12 protein-coding genes are annotated in these 16,257 nt (G+C 61.0%); 10 read left to right on the top strand and 2 right to left on the bottom strand.

Annotation, left to right across the window (positions count from 1 at the left end):
• The first annotated feature begins 1 nt into the window (after window position 1).
• The 5 genes from QQF73_RS13940 to QQF73_RS13920 are packed head-to-tail and all read left to right on the top strand — an operon-like array spanning window position 2 to window position 5,186.
• The gene (locus tag QQF73_RS13940; protein ID WP_219867829.1) at window positions 2–949 is read left to right on the top strand and encodes a DUF58 domain-containing protein; all 948 of its coding nucleotides are present in this window, start codon (window positions 2–4) and stop codon (window positions 947–949) included.
• Entirely contained in the window at window positions 946–1,440 is a 495-nt protein-coding gene (locus QQF73_RS13935) for a DUF4381 domain-containing protein (RefSeq protein WP_219867828.1), read from the top strand. The genes QQF73_RS13940 and QQF73_RS13935 overlap by 4 nt, the downstream gene beginning before the upstream one ends.
• Window positions 1,427–2,434, top strand: coding sequence for a VWA domain-containing protein (locus tag QQF73_RS13930; RefSeq protein ID WP_219867827.1), 1,008 nt, complete (start codon window positions 1,427–1,429; stop codon window positions 2,432–2,434). Before QQF73_RS13935 ends, QQF73_RS13930 begins: the two co-directional genes overlap by 14 nt.
• A complete protein-coding gene (locus QQF73_RS13925) occupies window positions 2,431–3,924 on the top strand; it encodes a VWA domain-containing protein (RefSeq protein WP_285368574.1) in 1,494 nt (497 codons plus the stop codon). Before QQF73_RS13930 ends, QQF73_RS13925 begins: the two co-directional genes overlap by 4 nt.
• On the top strand, window positions 3,921–5,186 hold the full coding sequence (locus QQF73_RS13920) for a BatD family protein (protein WP_219867825.1): 1,266 nt from the start codon (window positions 3,921–3,923) through the stop codon (window positions 5,184–5,186). Before QQF73_RS13925 ends, QQF73_RS13920 begins: the two co-directional genes overlap by 4 nt.
• A 63-nt stretch (window positions 5,187–5,249) precedes the next feature.
• Here the strand turns inward: QQF73_RS13920 and QQF73_RS13915 are convergent, their stop codons facing one another.
• A complete protein-coding gene (locus QQF73_RS13915) occupies window positions 5,250–6,950 on the bottom strand; it encodes a carboxypeptidase regulatory-like domain-containing protein (protein WP_285368573.1) in 1,701 nt (566 codons plus the stop codon).
• A 283-nt stretch (window positions 6,951–7,233) separates the two neighbouring features.
• Here QQF73_RS13915 and budC point away from each other — a divergent pair, with 283 nt between their 5' ends.
• Together budC and QQF73_RS13905 are read left to right on the top strand one after the other, a co-directional pair.
• Window positions 7,234–8,016 carry a meso-2,3-butanediol dehydrogenase gene (gene budC / locus QQF73_RS13910; protein WP_219867823.1) on the top strand — a complete coding sequence of 261 codons (783 nt, stop codon included), beginning with the start codon at window positions 7,234–7,236 and terminating at the stop codon, window positions 8,014–8,016.
• Between the two features lie 34 nt (window positions 8,017–8,050).
• Window positions 8,051–9,040 carry an NADP-dependent oxidoreductase gene (locus tag QQF73_RS13905; protein WP_219867822.1) on the top strand — a complete coding sequence of 330 codons (990 nt, stop codon included), beginning with the start codon at window positions 8,051–8,053 and terminating at the stop codon, window positions 9,038–9,040.
• 96 nt (window positions 9,041–9,136) lie between these two features.
• On the opposite strand, the gene QQF73_RS13900 is transcribed toward QQF73_RS13905, so the two are convergent.
• Entirely contained in the window at window positions 9,137–11,434 is a 2,298-nt protein-coding gene (locus QQF73_RS13900; RefSeq protein WP_285368572.1) for a tetratricopeptide repeat protein, read from the bottom strand.
• Between the two features lie 157 nt (window positions 11,435–11,591).
• On the opposite strand from QQF73_RS13900, the gene QQF73_RS13895 reads away from it, so the two are divergent.
• From QQF73_RS13895 to QQF73_RS13885, 3 genes are all read left to right on the top strand, one after another.
• Window positions 11,592–12,626 (top strand): AraC family transcriptional regulator, encoded by a 1,035-nt coding sequence (locus QQF73_RS13895; protein ID WP_219867820.1) that lies wholly within the window; start codon window positions 11,592–11,594, stop codon window positions 12,624–12,626.
• Between the two features lie 108 nt (window positions 12,627–12,734).
• Window positions 12,735–14,357 (top strand): AMP-binding protein, encoded by a 1,623-nt coding sequence (locus tag QQF73_RS13890; protein WP_219867819.1) that lies wholly within the window; start codon window positions 12,735–12,737, stop codon window positions 14,355–14,357.
• A 155-nt stretch (window positions 14,358–14,512) separates the two neighbouring features.
• Window positions 14,513–16,117 (top strand): arylsulfatase, encoded by a 1,605-nt coding sequence (locus QQF73_RS13885; RefSeq protein ID WP_219867818.1) that lies wholly within the window; start codon window positions 14,513–14,515, stop codon window positions 16,115–16,117.
• Window positions 16,118–16,257 lie beyond the last annotated feature (140 nt).

The raw sequence follows: 16,257 nt of genomic DNA, 5'->3' as shown, positions 1-16,257 counted from the left end.
CATGATCCAAAGCCGCACTGACAACACCGGCGTCTTCACCACGACAGATCGGCTGATGGCGCTCGAGCCGGAGGGACGACTCCCCGACTTCCATGGCCGCCAGCGTTCAAACAGCCTGCTGGCAGGGCAACACGGCTCAAGGATGCGCGGACGCGGGCTCGACTTCGATGAGCTACGTCGTTACACCAGGGGTGACGATATCCGCCACGTGGACTGGCGTGCCACCCGCAGGGCCGGAACCCCCTTCGTTCGCAGCTTCACCGAGGAACGCGACCGGCCGACCATGATCCTGTGTGATCAACGCATGGATATGCTGTTCGGTTCGTCGCTCCTGCTGAAAGCGACGGCAGCCGCGGAAGTGTCGGCATTGGCAGCGTGGATAGCCTTCCACGCCGGCGACCGGGTCGGTGGCATTGTCTTCAACGATCAGCGCCTTGATACGGTTACGCCACACCGGAGCCGGCGTCGGGTTGCCGATCTACTCACCCGGATAGCCCGTCAAAACCAGGCCTTGCGTGTCGATAACGACGCTCCGCGCAAGGTCGGACAGCTGGACAAGGTCATCTCGGGCTGCCTTGCGAAAGCCTACCATGACCAGACCGTCTGCATCGTCAGCGATTTTGCCGGCATTACGGAACGAACCCTGGGCCTGCTGCAACAACTCTCCTTTCACAATGACGTGCTTGCCATTCAGGTTTACGACCCGCTGGCTGTGACGCTGCCCGACGCCGGAGTGGTAACCGTTGCCGAAGACCAGGTGGAGGTGACCCTCGACCTTGGCCATGCAGGCATCCGAAACAGCGTCACGGATTTTCTAACCGAACGGTTCCGGATCGTCGAGGAGCACCTCACGCGCAGCCGGGTCGCTCATCTGAAAATCAGCACGGGCGAAGCCACTGTGCCCCAACTCCGGCGGGCTCTTGGACTGGTGGGAGCACCGCGTCGATGAGTCTGGTCAGCGATCTGGAACAGCTCCGGGAACTTCCATCCCCGCCCATGCCCTCACTGTGGCCACAGACCTGGGGCTGGGCCCTGGTACTGACCCTGCTGCTGGTCCTGGTCGTGGCCGGCCTGCTTTTCTGGAGACAACGCCGGAAAACCAACGCCTACCGGGACGCGGCACTGGCGGAACTCGACGTCCTGGAAGCACAGTGGCGCCGGGATCCTGTCAGCACTGCGCCACTGAGGGATATACCCGAACTGCTCAAGCGTGCGGTGCTCAACCGTCCGGGAAACCCGGCACCCGAGTTGGCGCGCATGGGAGGCCCGGACTGGCAAGGCGAACTGCAACGCATGGCCGCCACCCCGCTTTCCGAAACCTTTGCCGAATCTCTGGCCGATTTGGCCTACGCCAGTGACGAGACCCTCACGCGCCTGGATGCGGCAGCCGTGATCGCCGAGTGCCGGCAGTGGCTGGAGACCCATCATGATCCAGTTTGATTTTCCCTGGCTCTGGCTGTTGCTGCCCCTACCCCTATTGGCGTACCACGGGTTGCCCGCCTACCGGGCGCCCCATCGGAAACTCCGGGTGCCGTTCACGGTCGCCTTCAAGGATCGGATAGAGCAGAAAGCCAGCCCAATGGCCGCCGGAATCTCCCGGGCCGCCCTCGCCCTGCGTTGGCTGATCTGGGCCCTGCTGCTGACGGCGGCCGCACGGCCGGCCTACCTCGGGCCTCCGATAACGCACATCGAACCCAGGCGCGACCTGGTTCTCGCCATCGACCTGTCCCAATCCATGTCCGAACCCGATGCCACCACCTCGGACGGAGCTGACACCCCGCGGCTGGTCGCGGTCAAGCGGGCCGCCAGCCAGTTCATTAACTGGCGCACGGATGACCGCATCGGACTGGTCGGCTTCGGGGACCGCGCCTTTGCCCTGGCGCCCCCATCCCGGGAACACGATACGCTGCAACAAATCCTGGCAATGACCGAGACCGGCATGGCCGGCGCCAACACCGCGCTCGGCGACGCCATTGGCGTCACCCTGAAACTGCTGGAGCAAAGTGACCGTCCCGACAAACTCCTGATCCTGCTCACCGACGGCAATGACAACCGCAGCCGGCTCGACCCAATACAGGCAGCGCGTATCGCCAACAATCGGGGCCTGACCATCCACACCATTGGCTTTGGCCGGACCGACACAGGGACTGACGATGCCTTGGATGCGCCAACCCTGGCGCGCATTGCAGGGATGACCGGCGGCCAGTCATTTCTCGCGACAGACCGGACGGCGCTGGAGCGGGTCTACAGGACCATCGATGCCATGACACCGCATAACGCGGAAGAACTGAGAGCCCGGCCCCGCCGGGAGTTGTTCTGGATTCCCGTGCTGATCGCTTCGGGGTTACTGCTTCTGCATCTGCTGGCCGACCTGCGGTCATCGCAGGCACAGCCTCAGGCGGGCTGGCGAGAAACGGAGAGGCGCGAGCCATGACGGAATCGATCGCCCAGTTTCATTTTCTGCGCGCCTGGGGCCTGCTGATCACGCTCGCGGGCCTTGCGTTGCTGCCAGCATGCCACATGATCAGCCGCCGCCGGGATGCGCTGAGCCGGATGATTGCGCCGCACCTGCTGCCGCACCTCGCGCTGAACAGCAACAACCAGACACGTTTCCGGCCCCTACATGGTTTCAGCCTGCTGCTGGTGGTAGCCGGGCTGTCGGTTGCCGGGCCCACCTGGGACCGACTGCTGCCGCCCAATTTCGACGACCAGACCCGGGTGACCGTCGTCCTCGACCTGTCCGCATCCATGGCCGACACCGGTACACTGGCTCTGGCCCAGGACCGCATTCAATCACTCGCGGAACGCCGGCCCGGCTGGCACACAGGCCTGATCGGATACGCCCGAAGCGCCCATCGGGTGTTACCCCACAGCCGGGACAGGCAGCTGCTCAGCCTGTATCTCAACTCCCTTGAGGCGGGCATGATTCCGGGCCAGGGACGCAACCTGGCAGCCGCACTGGACCTGGCCACGGCACCATTCGGAGCTGGTGCCGGCCCGCAAACGGTCATCCTGGTTTCCGATAACCTGGCGTCAGCGCAGTTCTCCCCCTCACAAAGTGAGGGTCCGGGTGGACTAAAGGTGCTGGCACTGCTGCCAGAAGAAACCCTGGCCTCCGGCGCAACCCACGCGGTTCTGAACACGCTCTCTGCCGACACCCGAGCCTTCACGACGACGGAGCAGGACGTCCGCTGGCTCGAGCGTCAGGTCCAGACCCATTTCCAGCGTCAACAGAACCTTGATGACACACTCAAGTGGCGCGACTACGGCTACTGGCTGGTCTGGCCTGCCCTGCTGCTGGCCCTGGTGTCCATGCGCAAGGGTTGGAACCTTCAGTGGTGCCTGGTCGCCCTGCCACTGCTGATGGCTCCGGCGCCACCGGCCAACGCGGACGCTCTGGCCAATGCGTTTCTGACACCGGACCAGCAGGGGCGGCTGGCATTCGAAGCCGGAGACTACGCAGACGCTGCGCGACTGTTCCGCGATCCTTACCTGCGAGGCCTGTCGGCCTACCGCGCTGCCGATTTCGAGACCGCCATCGAGAGTTTCAGCCAACTGGATTCACCCCGGGCCTGGTTTTACCTTGGCAACAGTTACGCCCGGCAACTGGAACTGGGAAAGGCCAAGGTCGCCTTTGAAACGGCACTTGAGAAAGATCCCGGGCTGGAGGCTGCCAGGGCCAACCTCAGGCTCGTCGAAAAGATCTCGGAAGATCTCAATGAAGGCCGGACAAAAGCGCCGGATATTGGCGCTGACGCCGTCCGGTTCGACAAGCAATCCGGTCAGGGAGTGAGCACCAGAATCCAGGGGCAGGAGGCCATCACCGACGCGATCTGGCTGGAGAACCTGAACACCTCGGTCACGGACTTCCTGAAACGTAAGTTCGCTGCGGAGCAGCGCAACCAGACCGGAGAACAGCCATGAGAGTGCCGGGAAAGCCGGTACTCGCCGCTATACTCGTTTCCCATCTGGCGGGTCACACTCTGGCCGCGGAAGTGAGGATTGAGACCCGGCTGGTTCCGGATGCCGACATCCGCTCCGGCCAATCGGTCTCCTACGAAGTGGATGTCCTGACCGACACCTGGCTGACCGGTACCCCGGAATTCCGGCCGCTGGAGGTCGCAGGCGCCTTGGTGTCTTTCCAGGGCAGCCAGGGCCGGAGCATTCAGCGCACGATCGAGGGCAAGCGCTATTTCGGCGTCACCTACAGCTATCGCCTGATTCCCCTGGACCCGGGCGTCACGACACTGCCGTCATTTCGCATCAAGGCCCCGGTGGGTCAGGAAGATGCCCCGGTTGCCGTGACCACCCCGGAGCGTTCGTTTGCCGTTCAGCCACTCCCGGCCGTCGAGTCTGCCGACATTTCACTTCTGGCGGCGGACGTCCAATTGAGCCAGAGCCTCAGCACGACCGGCGGCGGCATCGCCGCCGGCCACCCCGTCGTTCGGGAAATTCGGGTACGGGCCCATCAGGCCCTGGCGCTGTCCATCCCTCCCCTGACTTCTTCCTCATCCGGTGAGGCAGTGGGCACTCGCCTGCCGGCAGACATTCGCCCGATCACCGACGAAGGCGGCTCGATCACCGGCGGGGAGCGCATCGAGCGCATCCGCTACAGCCCTGACCAAGCAGGGACTTATAGACTGCCGGCCCTCTCACTCACCTGGTGGGACATTGACGATGACAGGATCCGGCAGTCGACGTTACCGGCTCTGCCGATCGAGGTCCTGCCCGGAGCCGGCCCATCGGAAACCCGGTTTCCGACAAGCTGGCTCCTTGTCATCCTGGCCGCTGGGGCATCGATGGCGATCCTGACAGGCTACCGGCGGACAATCCGCTCGCGCACAGGACACTTAATCAGGCGGGTTCGCCGCCGGTGGCTGAATTCCCTGCCCGGACAAAAGCAGGCCGCCATCCGACAGCTCAGGGGAACGCCCAGAGAACTGACGGAGCTTTTCCGGCTCGCGGACAAACGGACCGGCGCTCATTCTCTGCGCGGCTGCCCCCAGGAGTCCCGGCAGCGAGAAGCCCTGATGACAGGCATTGCCGAATACTACGCCCCCCGCCCGGAACCGGAAACGAGCACCCGCAGACTGATCCCGCTGATACGAAAGATCAAAAGCGACCCCCGGACCGACCGTGGCCCACGCCCCGCGCAACTCCCACCTCTCAACCCCCGTCAACGATAAAAAAGCCCGGACCAAACGGCCCGGGCGAAAAAGGGAGCACAACAACAAGGGGTTCCTTCTGGTTCAACGGCGGTAGTTCGGATCCAGGCACATCAACACACCGGTAAATTCTTCCAGGGCCTGGACCGGAATCGGGTTATTGGTCATGCAGGCCCAACCTTCTTCCGTGAAAGTGACGTCCCGGGTGTAGGTGCCACGCAGGGGTGCCGGGTAGGCGATGAATCTCTCCTGCTCAGGATCAAACCGGTAAATATGGTCTGTCATGGTCTCATTGACCCAGACATCCCCGGTTTTCGGCGCAATGTTCAGGGAATAGGGACCTGGACGGGCGTCCGGCGCAAATTCCGGCATTTCGTAGACCTTCATATCCATGGTTTTGGTATCGATACGCGCGATCTCACCGTGACCGTAACCGGTCTGCCAGAGGATGCCATCCTCGGCAAAACGCAAACGGCGCGGGCCGAACACCGGGGATTCAATCTCGGTCACTTCCAGGGTGTCCGGGTCGATCCGGCCGATGCGGTTACCCCAGAGCCGGCTGTACCAGATCGAACCATCGAGCGTACTGACCGCCACCCCATAGGTCAGAACCGCCGGCGTGATGGCCACCGGGCGCGGCTCCGGCAAATCGATCAGGGTGACTTCCTGGCTTTTTGGATCCAGTCGCCCAATCTGCTCGGTACCAACCACACTGAACCAGAGGATGCCTTTTCTATCCACGCGAATGGTGTGCGGGTAGGGCGCGTTGCCCGGCAGCGGGATCTTCTGTTCCCACGCATTGGTTTCCGGGTTGAACACACCGATGGAGGCGGAGTAGGAATTGGTCACGTACAGCTTGCCATCGTGGCCTTCGGCCAGTGAATGCGGGCCGTGGCGCACGTTGACCTTGTTCATCGCCGGCGGAACACCCAGCACCGTGAAGATGCCACCCAGCGGCATACCTTGCTCCGGATGCGGTACAAACTCCGTCTCGCCCTTCTCCAGGTTGGTAACGTACATGCCATCGGCAAACTGATCCACGGTGTAGACCAGGCCGTTTTCCGAGTGCACATAGGCATCGTGCGGCACACCGGAACTGGGCAACTGGTACTCGTAGACCTTGGTGTGGGCTAACGCGTCATCGAACGGGAATTCCGGTCGCATTTCCGTGGGCTTGCCATCAAACCCCTCCGCAAAGATCTGAGCCCGGCGGCGGTCCTTCTCGGTAATGTCCATGGCGCCCATGTAGGCGTGCATACGCTGCACCGTTTGCTGCCAGGACTCCGCCGGGCGAACGGTACGGGTAAAGGGATTGCCCAGCTGGTGACAGGACAGGCACTCGAGCTGGAACTTATCCCGGGTAAATGGCTCGTCTTCGCCGGTATCGAACGGCAACTCGTTAAAATGATACGACGCCGCCAGACTCTCCGAGACTTCACGATCCGCGTCGAGCGCGGTCATACGGACATCTTTACCAAGGCTTGCTGAAGCATCAGGCAGAACGATCTGTTCCTCGTGATCGGCGAAGTAATGGGCGCGAAACCTCAGGCGGAGTTCGCCTTGCAGGTCCGTTTCCAATACATATTCGCCCCTGGCATCACTGTAAACAGACTCGGAGATTCCCGCTTGCACGTCCGTCAGTCGAATGATGGCACCGGCGATCGCGTCGCCGTCGGCACTGGTCAGTTTGCCGGACACGGTTCCCGCGGACACAGGGGAAGCGGCAAACAGCATGGCCGAGATTACGACCGCGTTCGCGACGGCCTTATTGTTTCTTGTAGTCATAACGCTCTCCGTCAATGGATCTCGAGCCGGGCATAACGAAACCATCGCAGCCCAGATCGCCTTATCCTAGGTCGAAGCGCAATCGATCATTTAACCCATCGCGAACAATTCTTGTTTTTTCACGCCAAACCATACCCTGGCATTTTTTATCAAGCTTTAGGCGCCCTTTATCACTTCTCTGTGTGTTTCCCGCTGTACAACTACCGCTACCCCTATCCGTCCCCCGCTTTGATTCGGGGAGTCCCGGATAACGAATAGTCAAACAACAGATGGGTAAACAGACATGCTTCAAAACAAGAAAACCATTATTACCGGTGGCGCCTCCGGAATCGGAGAACAGGCGGTTCGCCTGTTCCACGAGAACGGCGCGAAGGTGATCATCGCCGACATGAATGAAGACAACGGCACGGCACTGGCTAACGAACTGGGCGAAGGCGTGTCCTTCATCAAGGTCGACCTGAGCATTCCGCAAGAGATCGAGCAGATGATCGCCTCGGCTGTTGAGACTCTGGGCGGCCTGGACATTCTGATCAATAACGCCGGCTTCGGAACCTACGGGCGCACCCATCTGATTGAGCCGGAAACCTGGTACAAGGTGATGGAGGTCAACCTCAATGCCCTGTTCCACACCTGCCGGCACGCCATTCCCCACCTGATGAAAAATGGCGGCAACATCATCAACACCGCGTCTGTCTCCGGCACCCGCGCCGATTACGGATTCAACGCTTATGCCGCGGCCAAAGGCGGGGTAATCAACTACACCCGCAACCTGGCGCTGGATTACGCGACGGACAACATCCGGGTTAACAGCATCAGCCCCGGGCTGATCAAAACGCCGTTGACCGGCCCGCTGACGGGCCAGCCGGACGCGTACCGGGAATACATGCACAACATTCCGATGAGCCGCGCGGGCGAGCCGCAGGAAATTGCCAAGGTGATGCTGTTTCTGGCCTCGGACCTGGCCAGTTTCGTCACGGGCCAGAACATCTGCGTCGACGGGGGGGCTTCCGCCTGGAACGGCCAACCCCGCTTCACCGAGATTTTCGGTGACGTCACCATCCCCTAACGCCGACATCAACGATTTCAGGAGTCCTTCAGACATGACATTCAAAGCGTACAAACTGGCGAAACGCCCGACCGGAAAATTCACCGACGACTGTTTCCAGGCGATTGAACTCGAGACCCCGAAACTCGAGAAAGGCGACTTCCTGGTCAAACAGACCCACATGTCGCTGGACCCGGCCATGCGGACTTGGGTTCAGGACAACGAGGACAGCTACATCGAGCCGGTTCGCCCGGGTGACATCATGCGTTCCTATGGCGTGGGCGAGGTGGTTGAATCTGAGAATCCGGACTATCCGGTGGGTGCCCGCGTCGTCGGCATCACCGGCTGGGCGGAGTACACCCTGGGCGGTGAGGACATGCAGGTGGTCGACAAGTCCGTCGATGTGCAGGCGCTCCTGTCGGTACTTTACGTCCCGGGTTTCACCGCCTATGTCGGCCTGATGAAGATCGGCCGCCCGGTCAAGGGCGAAACCATGGTGGTCAGTGGCGCCGCCGGCTCCGTCGGCTCCCTCGTGGGCCAGATGGGCAAGGCCGAGGGCCTGCGCGTCATCGGTGTCGCCGGCAGTGACGAGAAGTGCCGTTGGCTGGAAGAGGAACTCGGCTTCGACAAGGCTCTCAACTACAAGGATGCGGACCTTGAGGAACAGTTGGCCGCTGCCACGCCGGATGGTATCGACCTTTACTTCGAGAATACCGGCGGTCCGATCCAGCACATGGTGTTCAACCGGATGAATCGCCTCGGCAAGATTGTCGTGTGCGGCAACATCGCCGAGTACACCAACGAAGTTCCGAACCCCGGTCCAAGCTGGGTGGACATCAACCTGAAAGCACTGAGGGTCGAGGGCTTCGTAATCACGGATCACTACGACAAGGTCGATGAGTCCATGGGGGCGATGATGAACTACCTCCAGAACGGCCAGATCAAATTCCGCAGTCATGTACTTCAGGGGCTCGACAGTGCCGTGGAAGGGGTTCAGCTCCTGTTCTCGGGCCAGAATCAGGGCAAGCTGTTTGTCGAGCTCTGATGTGAGGGGATTGACCTAACCTCGGCGATCTGATGACCCCAAAGCCCACCCTCGGTGGGCTTTTTTATTGGCAGCCGGAGTTCCAACGTCTTCCCTTCAGCCGCCAACGCGAGCCGAGAGATCGCGTATCAGCCGATCAACCTGTTGATCATTCGGGTGCGCCGCCTTCAGTTTGCGGGCGAACGCCAGCGCTTCTGACAGATGCCCCTGCTGAAGTTTCAGATAGATCATGGCGCTCAGAAGTCCGTGGTCCTCGGGATGACGCGCCAGCGCCTGACCAAGAACCTGTTCCGCCTCCGGCACCTTGCCCATCTGCGCAAGAACGAGGCCATGGTTGTACGCAACCCGGGGGTTGCCCGGATTAAGCGCACCGGCCTGCTCGAAGCGTGGAAGGGCTTCGGATGGACGCTTCTCTTCGACCAGCGCAAGCGCCAGCAGGTAGGCCAGATGCCCCCGGTCTGCGTCAGGCAGCCCATCAAGCTCCGCCCCCTCCGTCAGCATCTCAACGGCCAGTCCGATCCGGCCCTGTTCGCTGGCAAGCGTCGCCAGGTTGACCCGGGCCGGAACAAACAGCGGATCCATTGCCAGCGCCCGTCGGTACTGGGCGATGGCCTCATCGGGTCGGCCCTCCCGCTGCAGGTAGGTGGCAAGGTTCAGGCGATTGCCGGGCAGCGTCGCCAGCGCTCGCAGCCTCTGCTCATAATCCGCTTTCAGTGCCGCGATCCGGGCCCGGTCCTGGTCCGGAAGGGTCGACAGATCGACACCCGCCAGCGACCTCAGCGCCTGATCCCGCACCGCTACCGCCTGATCCTCTGCCAGCTGTTTACGCAGCCAGTTCACCCGATCGGAGGCAGGCAGTTGTGCCACGCTGTTGGCCGCATACGCCTGGACCAGGGGATCATCGGTCAGCAGACCGGTACGCAGCGCGGATCCGGCCCGTGGCCCGAAGTCGCCGAGATGCTCCGCCGCTGTGGCCCGGGCGATGGCCGGTGCACCGGTATCACGGATCAGTGCCGCCAGACGGATGAAGCCATCGGCTTCGGCCCGCCGGAAGGCGCTCAGGGCGTTGGCGAAATGCGGGGGGCGTCGGGGCGATTCGAACCAGTCATCAATGGCAGCCACCGCCCAGTCGGCACTCTTGTCATCGTGGCAATCGTTACAGGCATTGGGGCTGCCAGTCGTCAGAGTCAGGTCCGGCCGGGGAATCCGGAAGCTGTGGTCACGGCGCGGATCGACCTCCATGTAGGTTTTGTCCGGCATATGGCAATTCACACACTGGGCGCCCTCGGAATCCGCCGGATGCCGGTGATGGCTGCGGTCATCATAATCGCCGGCGGCGAGCTGGGGAAAACGTTCGGGGGGCGAGGCATTGTGGCATTGCAGACACAAGCCATTGCCCTCCACCAGAAGTTCGGTGGTGTGGGGATCATGACAGTCCAGGCAATCCACTCCGGCCGCCGCCATCTTGCTCTGGACAAAGGAGCCGTACACGTAGACCTCGCCCTGGATCTGGCCATCGGCGTGATAGAGATCGGGCCGCAGTGTCGCCGGCAGCGCCTTGTCAAAATAGGGCTCCTGAACGTGCTGGCCATCCTTCAGGCTCTGCCGCCGGCTATGGCAGAAAGCGCAAGTCTCAACCACTTCCGGCCCCGCCAAGGCATCGAAATCAATCTTGAGGCCGTTGCCTTCGTTCCTCGGGTACTCGCCGGGGTCATCAGGTTTCGTCCGTGCCCAATCGACGTGATCCTGGCCGGGGCCGTGACAGCCCTGGCAACCGACATTCTGTTCCTGCCAGGTGGTGGCAAAGCTGTCGGTTTGCGCGTCGTAGTTCATGCTCAGATAGGTGGAGTGGCAGTCCGCGCACATGGCGTTCCAGTTCTGGTAACGCCCGGTCCAGTGCAGGGCATCGTCCGGCGCAAAGCGCTCCCCCGGATACAGGGAAAACCAGCGCTGGCCGCCTTCGTCCCGGGTCCGGGTATCCCAGGCGATGGTTAACGCCTGCAACCGACCGCCGGGAAACGCCACCAGGTATTGTTGCAGCGGGAAATGACCGAAGGTGTAGGCGATGCGGAACTGCCCGGGCTTCCCGTCCTCACCTTCGGTCTCGACCCAGTAGTCGCCATCACGTTGGAAAAAGCGGGCGGTGACGGCGCCATCGCTGAACGTCCTGTCGCCGAAGTCACCAAGCACCGATGTGCTGCTGGCCGGGTGCATGGCCCAGGCGTGGTCGGAGTCGGACCAGGCATGTTGCTCTTTTTGATGACAGCTGGCGCAGGTACCTTCGGCAACATAGCCCTGGTCTTCTGCAGACGGTCCCGGCAAGGCTTCGGAGACAACCAACCCCGGCGTCAGAAGCGCCACGACAATGACAACCAAAACCGAAATGAAGGGCATTCAGCGAATTCCTTTTCAACACCTTGCAGGCAAAGCTAAAGCTCAAGGCTAGCAGATAATTCCGGCCAGCCGGAATAATGATGGGTCTGGCACGCTGGCCTTAGGAATTCCCGCTACCCTGATATATGAGTCTCTCAGCCCCGGAAGGTGAGAACCCATGACTGGAACCACCCTGATCCGAGCCAGTGCCATGATGGGCATCCCGGAAACCATCCGGGAACTGGGCGGCGACCCGAAGTCGCTGCTGGGGCAGTTCAATCTGCGCGAGGATTTGATCAACAATCCGAAGCAGATGATGCCCTACAGCAACCTGACTCAACTGATGGAGCAGGCCGCCCGGGAACTCGACTGCAAGGATTTCGGCCTCAGGGTGGGCCTCCGTCAGGGCATGGGCGTGCTGGGCCCCATCGCCGTGATCGCCCAGAATTCATCGAACACCGAACAGGCTCTCCGGCACATCATCAAGTACATGGCCTACCACAGCCCGGGCGTTCGCCTGGCACTCGATCCGGTGATACCGGGCAACGTTGCCACCCTGCACTTTGACATAGCCCTGGAGCAGGCGCCCATCCGGAGCCAGACCGTGGAGTTGAGCCTGGTCCTGGCCAAACAGGTCATCGGCGTGCTCGCCGGCCCCGGCTTCCGCCCGACGCAGATACGTTTTCGCCATGCCAGGCAGGCGCGCGCTGCCCGGTACCGCTCGATCTTCCAGTGCCCGGTGCATTTCAACAGGCCCGGCAATGCCCTCTGTCTTTCCGCCGACGACTTGCAGCGCCCCATTGAGCAATCCGATGCCGTGCTTCGCCAGGTCATGGAAGATTACGTTCGGCAAACGCTGGCCCAGACCTCGGCCTCCCTCAGCGCCAATGTACGTTCCCTTGTTATCTCACTTCTGCCCATGGGACAGCGCTGCACCATCTCGCTGGTCGCCCGGCATCTTGCTCTCCATGAACGAACGCTTCAGCGAGCCCTGAAACGTGAGGGCGTGGTGTTCGAAGAACTGGTGGATGACATTCGGCGAGAGCTGACGTCGGACTACCTGAGCGAACCCGGCATGGCCATGAGCCAGGTGGCCGGCCTGTTGGGGTACCGCCAGCAAAGCTCGTTCAACCGCGCCTGCTTTCGATGGTTTGGCCAGTCTCCCAGGGCCATGCGTGACTCCCTGACCTCAGGTGACAAAAATCTGTCGTGAAAAGCGAAATTTCTGCGCCTTCCGACGGGCCATTATAACTGCCTGCTCAAGGCAACCTTCCTGACGCTTCTTTCTTCTGACAGATTTGAACAAACACTGGATTTTACGATGACCCAACCCTGGCTCGAACACTACCCAGAGGGTACTCCGCGTTCAATTGATCCCAATGCTTTCGGATCCATCAATGACCTGTTCCGGCAGGCAGTGGCCCGGTTTCCAAAACACCAGGCCGTCGAATGCTTTGGCATGACATTGACCTACCGGGAGTTGGACATCCTGTCGGATGCCGTCGCAGTCAGCCTGCAGCAGGACCTCGGCGTTCGAAAGGGCGACCGCATTGCACTGATGAGCCCCAACCTGTTTGCCTACCCGATTGTCATGCTCGGCATCCTCAAAGCGGGCGGTGTGCAGGTTAACGTCAACCCGCTCTACACCCCTCGGGAACTGGCGCACCAGCTCAACGATTCCGGCGCCAGACACATTTTTATATTCGACGGCGCCACACCGGCCCTGGCGGAAATCCGGGCCCAGACACCCCTGGATTCGGCCATCACCATCAGTCCCGGCGATGGCGCGGGCGCCAGTCTGCTCAGCCCCGGCATCGCAGAGAACCTCGGCCAACACCGGACCCTGCAAAGCCTGCTGTCAAAGTACAGGGGCCAGAAGCCTGAACCGGTGGAGATCAACGCAGAGGATGTGCTGTTTCTGCAGTACACCGGTGGCACCACGGGACCGTCCAAAGGGGCAACGCTGACCCACCGTAATCTGATCGCCAATACCCTTCAGTTCCGGGCCTTTATGCCGGATGCCAACACGCCGGGCAAGGAATGCGTGGTTCTGGCCCTGCCGATGTACCACATCTTTGGCCTGATGATATTCGTGGCCTATGCGGCGATCGGCGCCAAAGCGATCCTGATTCCCAATCCGCGGGATATGGATGCGTTCATTCGAGCAATCTGGAATTCACGCTTTTCCGTGATCGGGGGCGTGAACACCCTCTTTACCAGCATGACCCGGCATCCGGATTTCAAAATCATCGATTTTTCGGCCTGCAAGGCGGCCTTTGGCGGCGGCTCCAAGATTTTCGCCAGCACCTCGGCGCGTTGGAAAGCTGCCTCCGGCAATCACATTGTGGAAGGCTTCGGTCTCTCTGAAACCAGCCCGATACTCACTCTTAACCTGCTTGATAACCTGCAGTTCAGCGGCACCGTGGGGTATCCCGTGCCGTCCACGGACATCAAGATCCTGGGTCCGGATGACCAGCCGCTTCCGCCGGGCGAAGCTGGCGAGCTCTGTGCCAGAGGCCCCCAGATCATGAAAGGGTACTGGCAGCGAGCGGACGCCACCCGCGAGGCTTTTACCGACGATGGCTACTTTCGGACCGGTGATATCGCAGTAATGCACGAGGACGGTCAGTTCGAGATAGTCGATCGCAAAAAGGACATGCTGATCGTCTCCGGTTTCAACGTCTATCCCAACGAAATTGAAAGCCTCGTGTGCGAACTGGACAGCGTAGGCGAGGCGGCCTGCGTTGGTGTGCCGGATGAGAAAACCGGTGAGCGGGTGCGCTTGTTTGTCTCGCCATCCGGCTCAGGCGACTTCAACCTCGGCCAGATCATCGAACACTGCCGGGCCAATCTTGCCGCCTACAAGGTGCCGAAAGAAGTCATTCGGCTTGAGGAGATTCCCAAGTCCAACGTTGGCAAGATCCTGCGCAAGGACCTGCGCTAGCGACCCGCTTCGGTGTCGGTAATACGATTCACTGCTACCCTCGTATTAGTCAGGAATCATACCTTGTATGAGGCGAGGCTCCGTCGCAAGGAGTTCGGCGACCGAGGAGCAGCGCGCAACCCGTCTGTTAAATTGGATTTAATGGAGCGCTTCATATGAACCAGACCCACCGTTTTTGGAATCTCCTGGCGACCTGCCTGGTCGCACTTACCTTGTCCATCCTCTCCGCAGGAGCCGCCTACGCCCAAACCGACCGCCCCAACATACTGGTGATCTGGGGGGACGACATAGGCTGGCAGAATCTCAGTGCCTACGGCCTCAGCACCATGGGCTACAGGACCCCCAATATTGATCGGATTGGCATGGAAGGCATCCGCTTTACCGATCACTACGCCCAGCCTTCGTGTACGGCGGGCCGCGCCGCCTTCATTACCGGGCAGTATCCGATCCGGTCTGGCATGACCACGGTCGGTCAGCCGGGCGATTCCCTCGGGCTGCAGGAGGCATCGCCTTCCCTCGCCGAGGTGCTGAAAGCCGAGGGCTACGCCACCGGGCACTTTGGTAAGAATCACCTCGGTGACCGAAACGAACATCTGCCCACCGCCCATGGCTTTGACGAATTCTTCGGCAACCTCTATCACCTGAACACCCAGGAAGAGGCCGAACAGCGTGACTACCAGCGCTTCGGCGAAGCTTACTCGGGCGACCTGGACGCGTATGAAAAGAAATTCGGGACCCGTGGCGTGATCCACTCGTTTGCCACGGATACTGTGGACGAGACCGTGGACCCCCGATTTGGAAAGGTAGGCAAACAAAGAATTGAGGATACCGGCCCGCTCACCCAGGAACGGATGAAAAACTTCGACGCGGGCGAAGTGATTCCCAAAGCCGAAGACTTCATGAAGACCGCCAAGGAGGAGGGTAAACCCTTTTTCGTCTGGCTCAATACCAGCCGGATGCATCTGTACACCCGGCTGAACGATGAGTGGCGCTACGCCGCGGAAGAGTACACCTCTGAAGCCGACTATCACGGCTCCGGCATGCTCCAGCATGACCACGACATCGGGCTTGTACTCGATTTCCTGAAACAGAACGGCCTGGATGAAAACACCATCATCTGGTATTCCACGGACAACGGCCCGGAACACAGCTCCTGGCCTCATGGTGCCACCACCCCCTTCCGGGGCGAGAAAATGACAACCTACGAGGGCGGCATTCGGGTGCCTTCCATGATTCGCTGGCCCGGCGTTATCGAGCCAGGACAGAAACTCAATGGTATCCAGGGGCACCAGGACATGTTCACCAGTCTTGCCGCAGCCGCGGGTGTGGATGACGTGGCCCAACGGATGATGGAGGAGAAGGAACAGTACATCGACGGAGTGAACAACCTCCCCTACTGGAAGGGTGACGCCGAGCACTCGGCGCGTGATCACATCTTCCACTATTACGAGTCCAAGTTAACCGCCGTGCGCATGGGGCCGTGGAAATTCCACTTCTCCACCAAGGAAGACTATTACGCCAACCTGGTTCCCCGCACGGTACCGCTGGTGTTCAATATCCGGATGGATCCCTTCGAAAGCTATGACAGCCCGGATGCCTATGGTCACCTGATGCAGAAAGTGTCCTGGCTGATTCAGCCCATGGGCGAACTGATGGGGCAGCACCTCAAGACCCTGGCCGAATACCCGCCCGTGCAGGGCGGCAAATCCTTTGACATGTCGAACGTCGTCGAAGATTTCATAAACAAGGGCATGCAATAAAAGCGACAGGCCGGCTGGAAACAGCCGGCCTCCTTCCCCTCTTCTCAACGGCGTCACTCCCGGCAAACAGGCTGAAAGACGCTGGTCAAAACCTGTAATTGCACGATTCGCACACCGTCTTCGGAACGCCCAACCGCTGT

It is taken from the genome of Marinobacter albus, from assembly GCF_030238305.1.
Lineage (GTDB): Bacteria > Pseudomonadota > Gammaproteobacteria > Pseudomonadales > Oleiphilaceae > Marinobacter > Marinobacter albus.
Note: the sequence above shows the minus strand (reverse complement) of the source record. Positions and strands in the feature narration are given on the sequence as shown.

Bases quoted from the DNA above. Each gene is read 5' to 3' on its own strand.
- budC (WP_219867823.1), top strand. From the start codon at position 7,234: ATGCTTCAAAACAAGAAAACCATTATTACCGGTGGCGCCTCCGGAATC.
- QQF73_RS13925 (WP_285368574.1), top strand. From the start codon at position 2,431: ATGACGGAATCGATCGCCCAGTTTCATTTTCTGCGCGCCTGGGGCCTG.
- QQF73_RS13930 (WP_219867827.1), top strand. From the start codon at position 1,427: ATGATCCAGTTTGATTTTCCCTGGCTCTGGCTGTTGCTGCCCCTACCC.
- QQF73_RS13935 (WP_219867828.1), top strand. From the start codon at position 946: ATGAGTCTGGTCAGCGATCTGGAACAGCTCCGGGAACTTCCATCCCCG.
- QQF73_RS13885 (WP_219867818.1), top strand. From the start codon at position 14,513: ATGAACCAGACCCACCGTTTTTGGAATCTCCTGGCGACCTGCCTGGTC.
- QQF73_RS13915 (WP_285368573.1), bottom strand. From the start codon at position 6,950: ATGACTACAAGAAACAATAAGGCCGTCGCGAACGCGGTCGTAATCTCG.
- QQF73_RS13905 (WP_219867822.1), top strand. From the start codon at position 8,051: ATGACATTCAAAGCGTACAAACTGGCGAAACGCCCGACCGGAAAATTC.
- QQF73_RS13895 (WP_219867820.1), top strand. From the start codon at position 11,592: ATGACTGGAACCACCCTGATCCGAGCCAGTGCCATGATGGGCATCCCG.
- QQF73_RS13890 (WP_219867819.1), top strand. From the start codon at position 12,735: ATGACCCAACCCTGGCTCGAACACTACCCAGAGGGTACTCCGCGTTCA.
- QQF73_RS13920 (WP_219867825.1), top strand. From the start codon at position 3,921: ATGAGAGTGCCGGGAAAGCCGGTACTCGCCGCTATACTCGTTTCCCAT.
- QQF73_RS13900 (WP_285368572.1), bottom strand. From the start codon at position 11,434: ATGCCCTTCATTTCGGTTTTGGTTGTCATTGTCGTGGCGCTTCTGACG.
- QQF73_RS13940 (WP_219867829.1), top strand. From the start codon at position 2: ATGATCCAAAGCCGCACTGACAACACCGGCGTCTTCACCACGACAGAT.